Source organism: Providencia sp. M-27, assembly GCF_011077905.1.
Classification (GTDB): Bacteria; Pseudomonadota; Gammaproteobacteria; order Enterobacterales; family Enterobacteriaceae; genus Providencia; species Providencia huaxiensis.
The window spans coordinates 451469-464620 of sequence record NZ_JAALBT010000002.1 but is presented as its reverse complement, the minus strand read 5'-3'; the positions used below and the strand labels follow the sequence as shown (position 1 = coordinate 464620).

General features: G+C 37.0%; 10 protein-coding genes and 1 tRNA gene. 5 read left to right on the top strand and 6 right to left on the bottom strand.

Annotated features, from left to right (window positions below; all coding sequences use genetic code 11):
* Positions 1–32 precede the first annotated feature (32 nt).
* Positions 33–1634, bottom strand: coding sequence for an ABC transporter substrate-binding protein (locus tag G6Q48_RS05530; protein WP_242685782.1), 1602 nt, complete (start codon positions 1632–1634; stop codon positions 33–35).
* Positions 1635–2164: 530 nt separating this feature from the next.
* A complete protein-coding gene (locus G6Q48_RS05525) occupies positions 2165–2809 on the bottom strand; it encodes a YchE family NAAT transporter (protein WP_004254112.1) in 645 nt (214 codons plus the stop codon).
* Positions 2810–3293: 484 nt separating this feature from the next.
* Between G6Q48_RS05525 and adhE the strand changes: the two genes are divergently transcribed.
* Positions 3294–5999, top strand: coding sequence for a bifunctional acetaldehyde-CoA/alcohol dehydrogenase (gene adhE, locus G6Q48_RS05520; RefSeq protein ID WP_102138648.1), 2706 nt, complete (start codon positions 3294–3296; stop codon positions 5997–5999).
* Between the two features lie 198 nt (positions 6000–6197).
* On the opposite strand, the gene G6Q48_RS05515 is transcribed toward adhE, so the two are convergent.
* Complete coding sequence (locus G6Q48_RS05515; protein ID WP_102138649.1) at positions 6198–6827, bottom strand: thymidine kinase; 630 nt, start codon at positions 6825–6827, stop codon at positions 6198–6200.
* 530 nt (positions 6828–7357) lie between these two features.
* Here G6Q48_RS05515 and hns point away from each other — a divergent pair.
* Positions 7358–7768 (top strand): histone-like nucleoid-structuring protein H-NS, encoded by a 411-nt coding sequence (hns, locus tag G6Q48_RS05510; protein WP_004254106.1) that lies wholly within the window; start codon positions 7358–7360, stop codon positions 7766–7768.
* A gap of 466 nt (positions 7769–8234) precedes the next feature.
* On the opposite strand, the gene galU is transcribed toward hns, so the two are convergent.
* Both galU and rssB read right to left on the bottom strand, forming a co-directional pair.
* Positions 8235–9155, bottom strand: a complete 921-nt coding sequence (gene galU / locus G6Q48_RS05505) for a UTP--glucose-1-phosphate uridylyltransferase GalU (RefSeq protein WP_102138650.1) — start codon at positions 9153–9155, stop codon at positions 8235–8237.
* A 159-nt stretch (positions 9156–9314) separates the two neighbouring features.
* Entirely contained in the window at positions 9315–10325 is a 1011-nt protein-coding gene (gene rssB, locus G6Q48_RS05500) for a two-component system response regulator RssB (RefSeq protein WP_102138651.1), read from the bottom strand.
* 125 nt (positions 10326–10450) lie between these two features.
* Between rssB and G6Q48_RS05495 the strand changes: the two genes are divergently transcribed.
* The 3 genes from G6Q48_RS05495 (at position 10451) to G6Q48_RS05485 (ending at position 12122) form a co-directional block, all read left to right on the top strand.
* Complete coding sequence (locus tag G6Q48_RS05495) at positions 10451–10930, top strand: YchJ family protein (protein ID WP_102138652.1); 480 nt, start codon at positions 10451–10453, stop codon at positions 10928–10930.
* A gap of 99 nt (positions 10931–11029) precedes the next feature.
* Entirely contained in the window at positions 11030–11878 is an 849-nt protein-coding gene (purU, locus tag G6Q48_RS05490; protein WP_102138653.1) for a formyltetrahydrofolate deformylase, read from the top strand.
* Positions 11879–12037: 159 nt separating this feature from the next.
* Positions 12038–12122: transfer RNA gene (locus G6Q48_RS05485), tRNA-Tyr, on the top strand.
* Position 12123: 1 nt separating this feature from the next.
* On the opposite strand, the gene G6Q48_RS05480 is transcribed toward G6Q48_RS05485, so the two are convergent.
* Entirely contained in the window at positions 12124–12999 is an 876-nt protein-coding gene (locus G6Q48_RS05480; RefSeq protein WP_166264881.1) for a LysR family transcriptional regulator, read from the bottom strand.
* Positions 13000–13152 lie beyond the last annotated feature (153 nt).

Below are 13152 nucleotides of genomic sequence, written 5' to 3'. Positions count from 1 at the left end.
GATGAACACTTTTTATAATTATTTAGATATTATTAATTAGGTTCACTTATATATAACCGTTTAATATCCGTATAATCAAGGTGGTCATTACCTTTAAATCCGCGAACACTCGGTTTTATCATTCGAGCACTAACGCGATAATAAACAGGAACAATAGCCGAATTCTTGTCTAGCAAGGTTTCCGCTTGTTGATAAATTGCATGGCGAGATGAAGGATCTGGAGCTGTCAGCGCTTGCTCAAGCAAGGCATCAAAGTCCGAATTATTATAAAAAGCGGTATTATTACTATTTTGAGACAACATCATATTCAAAAATGCAGTTGGTTCATTGTAATCTGCACACCACGTTGCCCTAGCAACATCGTAATGACCTTCATGACGACTTTGTAATGATGTTTTCCATTCTTGGTTTTGCAACGTCACTTGCGCACCAATATTTTTCTGCCACATCGATGCTGCAACAATAGCTTGCTGTTTATTTTGATCTGAAGTGTTATACAATAAGTCAAATTTCAATGGGTTTTCTTTGTTATAACCCGCTTGTGAAAGTAAATCTTTAGCGCGCTGATAACGTTGTTCTGCCGATAAATTAGCCCATTCAGGTAATGCAAAGTCACCATTATTGATAAAGCTTGGCGTAAAACCATAAGCGACTTTTTGCCCTTGAGCGATAATTTTATTGGTAATTATTTCTCTATCTAAACCCAATTTTATTGCTTCACGTACTCTTGGGTCATTAAACGGCGCTTTTTGATTATTTATTTCATAATAGAACGTACACAAATATGGCCGAACATATAATTCATTGGGCCTTTCTTGCTGCATTTTTTTATATAAAACAGGTGGGATTGCAGAATTTGAAATATCAATTTCACCACTACGGTAACGGTTAATATCACTCACTTCGGAGCTAATCGCTAGAAAGGTCGCTTGCTCAATACGACTATTGGGATTATCCCAGTAAAATGGGTTTCGTTTGATAACAATACGTTCATTTACCACCCACTTATCCAATATGTATGCCCCATTTCCAATAAAATTTTGGGGTTGAGTCCATTTATCACCATGTCGTTGAATTGCAGACTTATTCACAGGCTTCATAGACGTATGAGAAAGCATATCGACAAAATAAGGTACCGGGTGGCTTAGCGTAACCTGTAGATGTTGCGGATCAAGTGCCTTCACCCCCAGCGCTGTTGCAGGCATTTTCCCTGCTAAAATCGCATCTGCATTTAAAATATACGCATTTTGTAGATAACTTGAGTAAGGAGAGCCTGTATTAGGGTCAGATAAACGTTGCCAACTATACACAAAATCTTCAGCGGTTACAGGTGAGCCATCACTCCACTTTGCATCTTCCCGCAAAGTAAAAACCCAAGAGGTGTAATTTTCATTGGTCCAATTTTTAGCAACGCCAGGAACTGCCTTACCGTCTATATCGGTATACACGAGGCCTTCTAATAAGTTTAATATCACATTGCTTTCTGGCACCCCTTCCACTTTATGGGGATCAAGAGATGTTACTTCTGAGCCATTATTAATTGTGATTACCTGTTTTACTTTTTCCGTGCCATTTGCTTGTAACGCAACAAATAATAACGAGAGCACACCATAACCAAGTGTTGATTTGAACATCCTATCCCTCACGATTCATTGATGGCGCTATAACCTCATTAGCAACCTTATTTACGCTGATATTTAAGCCCTAAGACTGTTATTTCCTTATGGGCAATCCACTTTATGACTCCAACATTCAAAACAATTAATTAACATTCGCTAGTTAAAAACTTTTGATAACTTTTAAAAATAACAACCAAACATTATGTTTATCTTTAAATTACAATGCATTACAAAAGAATAATCATACAATACAAGATAGACCTCAAATTCGAATCCAAACATATCATTAACAAACGCCAATTAGAATAGTGAATAAATTTACGTAGCTCACAATTCCTTACTTTTTATCCCTGTTTTAGCAAAAAATGCCACATATAATTACAGGGAACATTTTTTTCATACGTGATTATTGATGACTAAAATTTTAATAAGCCAATTAAAACTACCTGAAGAGCAAAATTGATGTATGTAATACGATAGGAACTAACGATAGATATGGCTGCAAATAGGTTTAGTTTGCAGCCATAAAAAGAGAAGAAATTAGATTATAATAAGCCTGGGAATATGGCTTTAACCCCGGTCACAATAAACTCTATCCCCAGCGACATCAGTAATAGGCCCATGATACGCGTCACCACGTTGATCCCTGTTTGACCTAAGTAACGAACCAATAAAGACGCTGAACGAAATAATAACCAACAACAAAAAGCAAATGCGATACTCGTCAAGGCTAAACCTAAAAAGTTTTGCCAACCATGCCAACGAGATGACCAAACGATACAAGAACTGATTGCCCCAGGCCCTGCCATTAAGGGTAAAGCCAAAGGTACAACACCAATGCTATCCCTAACCGCAGTTTCTGTTTTTTCTTGCTTATTCTGTTTGTCTTCACCAATTTTACCGCTAATCATTGACATCGCTATTGTGACGATCAAGATCCCACCAGCAATACGGAAAGAATCAATTGAAATACCAAATAATTGCAGAATTGAGTCACCAATTAATAATGATGTACATAAAATGATAGCAACTGATGTATTTGCAATAGTATTGGTTTTATTTCTCCCGGCATTACTTTGATAGTTTGTCATACTAATAAACACAGGCAATATGCCAACTGGGTTCACAAGTGCAAACAAGCCAATAAAGAATTTTATATAACCCGATAAATCAAGTAATGCGCTACTCACCCATTCATTTCCTTAAGCAGTTCTCTTTAGAGATTCATTGATATCTTTTATGATTTTACCACCGATGTTATTAATTTCCTTGAGCAAAACAATATTTTCTTCAACTTGCTAAATTTGCTTAGCATTTAGTTAGGTATACATAAATTATCTGCACAAATTGTTTTGATAATATTAAATTAAGTAATAGATGAACAACATTTATTCAACTTGTGCATATACACACGTGCTGAAAGGAGTCAGCTTGGCGTTTTCGTGATATAGATCACTTTATTTAATTACCGTTTTGTTAATCTACTCTTAACTGATAGGCAGAGCTAATGAGGATATTAACTCAAAACTGAATAAGGTTTTTAAGCCAATAAGCGATCATGAGCAGCGTTATTATAGATAACATCTATACTTTCACCTTTAAGCATTTCCTAGTTCTATAGATGCATTTTGCTCATTGGCTTAAAAAGTTTAACATTTATCAGGAGTAATCTATATGTCCGTAACTAACGTTACCGAACTCAATGAACTCGTTGCTCGTGTCAAAAAAGCTCAACGCGAATTCGCAACTTTCTCCCAAGAGCAAGTTGATGAAATCTTTAGAGCCGCCGCCCTCGCTGCTGCTGACGCACGTATCCCCCTAGCAAAACTCGCTGTCGAAGAATCTGGAATGGGTATTATTGAAGATAAAGTGATCAAAAACCACTTTGCTTCAGAGTATATCTATAATGCGTATAAAGACGAAAAAACCTGCGGCACGCTATCTGAAGACCCAACATTTGGAACAATTACTATCGCTGAGCCGATTGGTATTATCTGTGGTATTGTTCCAACAACAAACCCAACTTCAACCGCGATTTTTAAATCACTGATTAGCTTAAAAACGCGCAACGCTATTATCTTTTCTCCGCACCCTCGCGCTAAAAATGCAACTAACCGCGCAGCACAAATCGTGCTTGATGCTGCCATTGCAGCGGGGGCACCGAAAGACATTATTGGCTGGATTGATTCCCCTTCTGTTGAGCTATCCAACGCTTTAATGCACCACCCTGATATTAACCTGATCCTAGCGACAGGTGGGCCAGGCATGGTCAAAGCAGCTTATAGCTCAGGTAAACCTGCAATTGGTGTTGGTGCTGGTAATACCCCTGTCGTTATTGATGAAACAGCGGACATTAAACGTGCCGTTGCGTCCATTTTGATGTCAAAAACATTCGACAACGGAGTTATTTGTGCTTCTGAACAATCCGTTGTGGTTGTGGATGAAATCTACAATCAAGTTCGCGAACGTTTTTCAAGCCATGGAGGCTACCTGCTACAAGGAAAAGAGCTTAAAGCGGTTCAGGATATCATCTTAAAAAATGGCAACCTAAACGCTGCTATTGTTGGTCAGCCTGCCTATAAAATTGCAGAAATGGCCGGCATTACCGTTCCAAAAACAACTAAAATCTTAATCGGTGAAGTCAAAACCATCGATGAGTCAGAACCGTTCGCACATGAAAAACTTTCACCATTATTAGCGATGTATCGTGGTAAGAATTTTGAAGATGCAGTTGCAAAAGCAGAACAATTAGTTGAAATGGGGGGGATTGGCCATACCTCTTGCTTATATACTGACCAAGATAACCAACATGATCGTGTTAACTATTTTGGCCAAAAAATGAAAACAGCGCGTATTTTAATCAATACGCCAGCGTCACAAGGTGGTATCGGTGACCTGTACAACTTTAAATTAGCCCCTTCTCTGACTCTAGGTTGTGGTTCTTGGGGTGGTAACTCCATCTCTGAAAACGTAGGTCCAAAACACCTAATCAATACCAAAACTGTGGCGAAGAGAGCTGAAAATATGTTGTGGCATAAACTTCCGAACTCAATCTACTTCCGCCGTGGTTGCCTCCCTATCGCCCTTGAAGAGATTGCAACTGACGGTGCTAAACGCGCTTTCATCGTAACTGATGGTTATCTATTCAATAATGGTTATGTTGATGAAGTGGTTAGCGTTCTCAAAAAACATCACATTGAAACAGACGTTTTCTTTGAAGTTGAGGCAGACCCAACATTAACGGTTGTTCGTAAAGGTGCAGCCCAAATGCAAGCATTCCAACCTGATGTGATCATTGCATTAGGTGGTGGTTCACCAATGGATGCGGCTAAAATCATGTGGGTTATGTACGAACACCCGGAAACTCATTTTGAAGAATTAGCATTACGTTTTATGGATATACGTAAACGTATCCACCGTTTCCCTAAAATGGGCGTTAAGGCTAAATTAGTTGCTATCACAACGACTTCGGGAACAGGTTCTGAAGTCACGCCATTTGCGGTAGTGACTGATGATAAAACAGGCCAAAAATATCCATTAGCAGACTATGCATTAACGCCAAATATGGCAATTGTTGATGCGAACTTAGTCATGAATATGCCTAAATCTTTAACGGCTTTTGGTGGTTTAGATGCAGTCACCCATGCGTTAGAAGCTTATGTTTCTGTTTTAGCTAACGAGTTTACTGATGGCCAAGCACTTAAGGCCCTGAGTCTATTAAAAGATTATTTACCAGCCAGTTACCATGAAGGGGCTAAAAACCCTGTAGCAAGAGAACGTGTCCATAACGGGGCGACACTTGCAGGTATTGCTTTTGCAAACGCATTCCTTGGTGTATGTCACTCTATGGCACATAAGCTTGGCTCAGAGTTCCACATCCCTCATGGGCTTGCTAATGCTTTGCTGATTTGTAACGTTATCCGTTTTAATGCGAATGATAACCCAACAAAACAAACTGCATTTAGCCAATACGACCGCCCTCATGCACGCCGCCAATACGCAGAAATTGCGGATCACTTAGGGCTCACTAAAGTCGGTGATCGTACTGCTGAGAAAATTGAAAAATTACTCGCATGGTTGGAGGAAATAAAAGCCGATTTAGGTATTCCTAAATCTATCCGTGAGACTGGTGTTACTGAAGCTGACTTCTTAGCTCGAGTGGATAAACTTTCTGAAGATGCATTTGATGACCAATGTACAGGTGCTAACCCTCGTTATCCTTTAATCTCTGAAATTAAACAATTATTACTGGATTCTTATTATGGTCGCGAGTTCGTTGAGCATCAAGACGCACCCGTGATTGAAAAAGAGGAAAAAAAAGCGCCTCAGAAAAAAACAGCCGTAAAAAAAGAAGCTGAAAAGAAAAGCACTAAGAAATAATGTATTAAACATTATTTAAAATAAAGGCACTGCAATTATTGCAGTGCCTTTTGTTTAGCTATTAAAAATGAGTTAGTGTAAGAATACATAAAATCGATATTATATAAAACGATTCAACTCGCTGAGTTTATCTCACAGTTGGTCATAATAGGTTGATATCAGAGAGCTATTTTATTTCCTACACCAAACGATTTCCATTCATCTAAAGTGGAGTGCCTGTTTAGGTATAACACCCTCATTCATCAACTGAGCTTGTTTTATTGCTTCTGAATAGTGTTTACGACAAACAGAAATATACTTTTCATTGCCACCTATATCGACTTGTAAGCCTTTATATACAGGTATCCCATCACTTCCTATACGTAAAACCTTACTTGCCTTACGGCCACAATAGCAGACTGTTTTTAGCTCGACTAATTTATCAGCCCAAGCAAGCAAATATTGGCTACCTTCAAATAATTGCCCCGCAAAATCAGTACGCAACCCATAACATAAAACTGGAATATCCTCGTTATCGACTATGTCACATAATTCTTCGACTTGTTTTTTTGTTAGGAACTGACACTCATCAATAAGAACACAATGCACTTTTTGTGTGCTATTTTCTTTTTTTATCAGCTCGGCCATATTTGTTGTCGCTGAGTAGAGTAACGCCTCTGCTGATAAACCGATGCGCGATGAGACTTTTCCTTGTTCAAAACGGTTATCTATCTCTGCAGTAAAAATAACCGTACGCATCCCTCTTTCATTATAGTTATACGATGATTGCAATAATGACGTTGATTTTCCCGCATTCATAGCTGAATAATAAAAGTAAAGCTGAGCCATTTGGCTGTTCCCTCAAAATTAATATACGTAATAATTTTACCATAAAACAGACTTTATGATTAACAATAATGGTCTGTATGTCCTTTACTTATTGAAAATTTAACTTTTTTTTCGACTATACTCGTTCCTTATTGCAAATATTGCTTAGCTTGTATGCAATAAAAACCAATTTGATATTAACTATAAACAGTTTCAATTAAAGCACATTCCGCTAAAAATCATCATCAAAAAAAGAAAATTTAAGGAATCCATCCCTTCAATTCATTCTGCGTAAAAGTAAAATGAGACTCTCCTCTTCTTTTTCGAATAATTTAATCACTACGATTTTAGCTTATTCCTATTTTTCGTTTAGTTCAGTTATTGATAATAGCTATATATATATCTACGAAAAGTTTATTTTTCTTTTGTAAAAAAATTGCAATCGCTAAAGATTACTTTTAAACTAAGGAAGTAATTTAGCTATTGCAGAATTTAAAATAGCATTCTATTATTACTGTACACATGCCAACTAATAATTTGAGACCAGGAAAATGAGCGAATCATTAAAAGCGTTAAATAACATCCGTACTCTTCGTGCTCAAGCTCGCGAAGTAACTTTAGAATCTTTAGAAGAAATGCTGGAAAAATTAACCGTCGTTGTTGAAGAACGTCGTGATGAAGAGAGCCAAGCTCGCGCGGAATTAGAAGAACGTAACCGTAAATTGGAAAAAGTTCGTGAAATGATCCTTGAGCAAGGCGTCGATTTAAATGACCTTCTGCAAACAATGGACTCAGGTAAAAGCACTAGCACCCGTGCTAAACGTGCTGCACGTCCAGCTAAATACAAATATGTTGATGAAAATGGCGAAACTAAAACTTGGACAGGCCAAGGCCGTACTCCAGCTGTAATCAAAGTTGCCATTGAAGAACAAGGCAAATCTTTAGATGATTTCTTAATCTAATCGCCTCAACATGTATTCTAAACACCCTTTTATAAGGGTGTTTTTATTTTAAAGCTTTATATATTATTTTATATTAACCTGTAATAAGAAAAGGTGCTTAGCTATTATAACTCCCCCTTCAGCACGAAAGCCTCATAACTACTGCCCTCTACTTCAATTAACTGCCCTGTTTAAGCTTTTGCGGCGTATTACGCTATCGACAAATAATCATGATAAATAAAAATATGTAGTAAAGATATGTAAGCTTAATTAGATAAATTTAAATATTGTTCAGTGATTTTATTTATGTAATGAGGTTGTTTGTTAATTTTTACACCCTATACACTTATAGGATGTACAGGCTAAAACAGCCGAAATCAGAGCGATACCCCTTAATATTTGATATCTATTGTTAGTAATTATTTTTTCACGCATAAAAAAGGCTAACAAATTAAGTTAGCCTTTAATAAAAATTCATTGTGGAATTTTATTTTGCTGAATTCAATGATACTGATAATTCTTTCAACCACTGGGTAAAATCATCTCCCAGCGCATCATGTTGCATTCCATATTCAACAAACGCTTTCATATAACCTAGCTTATTTCCGCAGTCATGACTTTTACCACATAAGTGGTAGGCTTCTACTGGTTCATTATTTTCCATCATTAATGCAATGGCATCAGTTAATTGTATTTCATCTCCAGCACCTGGTGCTGTTTTAGCTAATGCATCCCAAATCTTTTCAGATAAAACATAACGGCCAACAATAGATAAATTAGATGGAGCCTCTTCACGTTTTGGTTTTTCAACCATACGGATAATTCTTTTACTATCCCCTGGCGCTAACATTTCACCATTACAATCCACAATACCATAGCTAGAGACATCTTCTTCTGGTACTGGCTCAACTAAAATCTGACTTGCTCCTGTAGACTCATATTGCTCTAGCATTTCACGCAAATTAAATTTGGTTAAGTCTGTACTGTAACGGTCTAAAATGACATCGGGTAAAATAACCGCAAAAGGTTCTTCACCGACTAACGGCTTAGCACACAAAATAGCATGCCCTAACCCTTTCGCTATTCCTTGGCGTGTTTGCATAATCGTTACGTGGCTTGGACAAATAGATTGAACCTCATCCAATAGCTGGCGTTTAACACGCGCTTCCAAAATAGCTTCTAATTCAAAGCTTGTGTCAAAGTGGTTTTCAATGGAATTTTTCGATGAATGGGTCACTAAAACAATTTCATTGATCCCAGCCGCAATACATTCGTTAACAACATATTGAATCAGAGGCTTATCGACTATTGGCAACATTTCTTTTGGAATAGCTTTTGTTGCAGGAAGCATACGAGTTCCTAAACCTGCAACAGGGATTACCGCTTTACGCACCTTGCGCTGTGTCATTTTTATCACTCCAGATATCATCTTAGCCTCTCTAATTTCACTAAAGTACCAAGAGGCATTTTAAGTGCGCAGAAGTATATCAGGAAATATTCATGAATAAATAGCGACGAGTCCGAATAGGGGTATTTAGATTACAGGAGTATGCATTTTAGGCATTAATTATGTTTCGGGATTAAACATAAGCTTTATTTTCTGACTATTATTACGAATTAAACACTGCCAAGCATTTCCTTTTACCTCTAAGTGATTAGATTGATAAAATTTTAGCGTGCCTAAAGGAAGGCTTCTAGGTAACTTAACATGTGTATTCTCTGTCGTTATTTCCGCTTCTAAGCCCGCACTCGCCATAATAATCGATTTATTCTGTGTATTAAAATACCCTAATAATAGAGGAAATTGCCCACTAAACCCCGAATCCTCCAGTAAATAATTTATTTGATTAATGATCCTGTCAATATTCGGTAGTTTTTTTTCTGGGTAGCTTACCGCACTTTTTAAAAGGTCATTAAACACAACTCGAATCAAAAAAGCCGCCATAATACCTTCTTGGGGAGAACGTTCAGTGTCAATGCAGTAGAACCCTATTTGGCTATCTGAAATAGGCGCTAGGTCTAATAATAACCCAAATCGGCTAGCCTCATTAAGTTGACGATAGTTAATTCGATAATTATTTATAATTTGGTGTACTGGCGGTTGTAACTGTTTCAATACCGCTAACATATCTTGGGTATGATCTTGCATTAATGTAGAAATTTGATGAATTTCCTCGTCAATCAACTCTGTTAGGTTACTTTGCTCAGGGTACAGTGCTGAAAGGAGTGTCACTTTAACTTCATCTAAATTTTTTATTGGCTTTAATAAAGCATCCTTAGCCCCTAAACGAAACATTCTATCTAACTGAGTAAAATCTGTTGTTGCTGTGATCACAATGACTGGAATATCGATATTGCGAGAAACGAGCTCTCTCATAAATGCTTCACCATTCATGACCGGCATGCTTAAGTCACATAGAATGATATCAGGGTTGATACGGTCTATTGTTAACATCTCTATTGCTAATTGACCATTATCTGCGGTATAGATCTCAATACCCAGTGTTTCTAGGTAGTTTTTTAAAATTGTACAGAAGGTGATTTCGTCTTCTATTATGAGTACTTTTCTATTTTTCATAAGATACCTACTGCAAAAGCCTGGTTTAATTAACAATACAATTATTCATACGATAAAATCATTTATTCACCATCATTTAAGTATAGTGATTTTTCAATCTTATACTTATTTTTATAGGGAGTGTTATGAAATCTCAAGCAGAAGATAAGTGTTACTGTGGTAACGAAGCACAATTTGAACAATGTTGTGCCCCTTTTTTGCAAGAAAAATCGATCCCACAGACGCCAGAGCAGCTTATGCGCTCAAGATATAGCGCTTATGTACAGCAAAATGCCGATTATCTGATTAAAACATGGCACCCTGATTGCCATGCCCAAGAGTGGTATCAAGAAATTGTAAATAGTTTCTCGAAGACACAGTGGCTTGGCCTTCGTGTTATTAGTTCTTCTTATGCCAAAAATCCTAATGAAGCTTATGTCGAATTTTCGGCTTGCTTTATTGATGAAAAAGCTGATCATAAGCAGCTTATTCATGAACGTTCGCGTTTTATTAAGATGGATTCGTGTTGGTTTTATATAGACGGCATTACTCCCAAAGTTGGTCGTAATGATTTGTGCCCTTGTGGCTCTGGTCAAAAATATAAAAAGTGTGGGCATCCAAACTAATCACCCTTTATTTGATATCTGTCTAATAAGACACATGCAATACTCAATCCGTCATTTTCTTTTTTATATCGCTTTGTTAGTTAAGGATTAGGCTGTTTCATGCAACACAAAATTGTACAGAAGAAAATTCTCAGGACAATTTGCCCTGACGCGAAAGGATTAATCGCGAAAATCACCAATATTTGCTATAAGCACCAACTCAATATCGTACAAAATAATGAGTTTGTTGATCACCACACCGGCCGTTTCTTCATGAGAACTGAGCTAGAGGGTATTTTCAACGATGAGACATTATTAGCTGACCTTGATGATGCATTACCGGTTGGATCTCAACGCGAATTAAATACAGCAGGTCGACGTCGTATTGTCGTTATGGTGACAAAAGAAGCTCATTGTCTGGGCGATCTACTCATGAAAAGTGCTTATGATGGTTTGGATGTTGAAATTGCAGCGGTTATTGGAAACCACGACACCCTAAAAAACTTAGTCGAACAATTTGATATCCCATTCCACCATATTAGCCATGAAGGCCTAACTCGCGAACAACATGACGAAAAAATGACAGCGCAGATTGACCAATATCAGCCTGACTATGTTGTGTTAGCTAAATATATGCGCGTATTAACGCCTGCATTTGTGCAGCATTATCCAAACCAAATTATCAATATTCATCACTCATTTTTGCCCGCGTTTATTGGTGCCCGCCCTTACCACCAAGCTTATGAGCGTGGCGTAAAAATTATTGGAGCGACCGCGCACTTTGTCAATGACAACCTCGATGAAGGACCAATCATTACGCAGAATGTAATTAATATAGACCATACATTCACAGCGGATGATATGATGCGTGCAGGGCGTGATGTCGAAAAAAATGTCCTCAGCCATGCACTCTATTGGGTTTTAGCTCAACGTGTATTTGTCTATGGTAATCGCACCATTATTTTATAAGCCAACGTAGTGGCTTATTTAACAACACTTTGTTGATTTAACACGCATTAAGAATAAAAAAACAGCAAACAGCCATTTTATTGAAAATTAATGCTTTACAGCGGCGCGTCATTTGATATGATGCCGCCCGCTGTCAACGATTACAGCAATTCAAAATCTGGTGGGATACCCAAGCGGCCAAAGGGAGCAGACTGTAAATCTGCCGTCACAGACTTCGAAGGTTCGAATCCTTCTCCCACCACCATCTAATTGATTTCACCTCCTAGTTTGTCAACAACCCCCATAAAACGATTTAACACACTTGAGTGTGATTTTGATTTATAGATATAACACACACTTTTCCCCAAAATTTTGTTCAGTGATATATAAATCAATGACTTATCAATCAACTCTTCTTCTGGATAATGGTCTATAATGCCAATAAAATCACCCTCTTGAATGAAACTTTGGCAACAGCCGATATTATCCATTTGTCTTACACTTGTTTTATTATCAACCGTTTCAATTTTTGCCAATAAATCACTCATCAATGAACTTTTATAAAATGCAGGATCACATAGCCATGTACTTTTTTGTAATAATGTAACCAGGTCATAATGAAATTTTTCATACAGTTCTTTTCTGCAATAAATACCTAATGGTGAGTTTTCTATTATTTTTTGTAATGAAAATCGCTCACTAACTACCTGTTCTGAACTAAGTATAAGAGTATTCCCATCATAATCGACAATTTCATCTACTTCGTCATAATTAAACCTTAATATATTTACTTGTACATTATTTTGATGTGCTGATTGATATAAATTAATTAAATGATTTTCCTTCCCCCAGTCATAATAAATATTAGCCTCATTGATTATATAACCTGAAAAATGTTTTTTTGTTATTTCCTTCTCCTGTAAATAAAGATCTCTTAGATCGTTATAAAGTTCTTGGCCATCCTTAGTTAATGTCATTCCAAATTTTTCTCGTTTAAAAAGCCGTTTACCTAGGCTTGTCTCAAAGTCTTTGATTGACTTTGCGATGGGAGGTGTCGTACGGTTCATCACTCTTGCAGCCTTACTTAACGAGCCATTCTCAACAACCGCCATAAACGCCTCTAATTTTCTTGAAAAGAACATATCTATGACCCCATTCCGTTTATTAAAATGTTAATCAACATACTTAGTTTTCTCATTAATAATTATATTGATCACCCCAGAAATTAACTCATAAAATGAAAAATCAAACTTGATTTTTTATTGAATGATTAACAATATTTCATAAAAGTATTT

What these genes read in the sequence shown, in the direction of transcription:
- G6Q48_RS05480 (WP_166264881.1), bottom strand. Translation starts at nt 12,999, where the DNA reads ATGTTCTTTTCAAGAAAATTAGAGGCGTTTATGGCGGTTGTTGAGAAT.
- G6Q48_RS05530 (WP_242685782.1), bottom strand. Translation starts at nt 1,634, where the DNA reads ATGTTCAAATCAACACTTGGTTATGGTGTGCTCTCGTTATTATTTGTT.
- rssB (WP_102138651.1), bottom strand. Translation starts at nt 10,325, where the DNA reads ATGAAAAATAGAAAAGTACTCATAATAGAAGACGAAATCACCTTCTGT.
- purU (WP_102138653.1), top strand. Translation starts at nt 11,030, where the DNA reads ATGCAACACAAAATTGTACAGAAGAAAATTCTCAGGACAATTTGCCCT.
- galU (WP_102138650.1), bottom strand. Translation starts at nt 9,155, where the DNA reads ATGACACAGCGCAAGGTGCGTAAAGCGGTAATCCCTGTTGCAGGTTTA.
- adhE (WP_102138648.1), top strand. Translation starts at nt 3,294, where the DNA reads ATGTCCGTAACTAACGTTACCGAACTCAATGAACTCGTTGCTCGTGTC.
- G6Q48_RS05515 (WP_102138649.1), bottom strand. Translation starts at nt 6,827, where the DNA reads ATGGCTCAGCTTTACTTTTATTATTCAGCTATGAATGCGGGAAAATCA.
- G6Q48_RS05495 (WP_102138652.1), top strand. Translation starts at nt 10,451, where the DNA reads ATGAAATCTCAAGCAGAAGATAAGTGTTACTGTGGTAACGAAGCACAA.
- hns (WP_004254106.1), top strand. Translation starts at nt 7,358, where the DNA reads ATGAGCGAATCATTAAAAGCGTTAAATAACATCCGTACTCTTCGTGCT.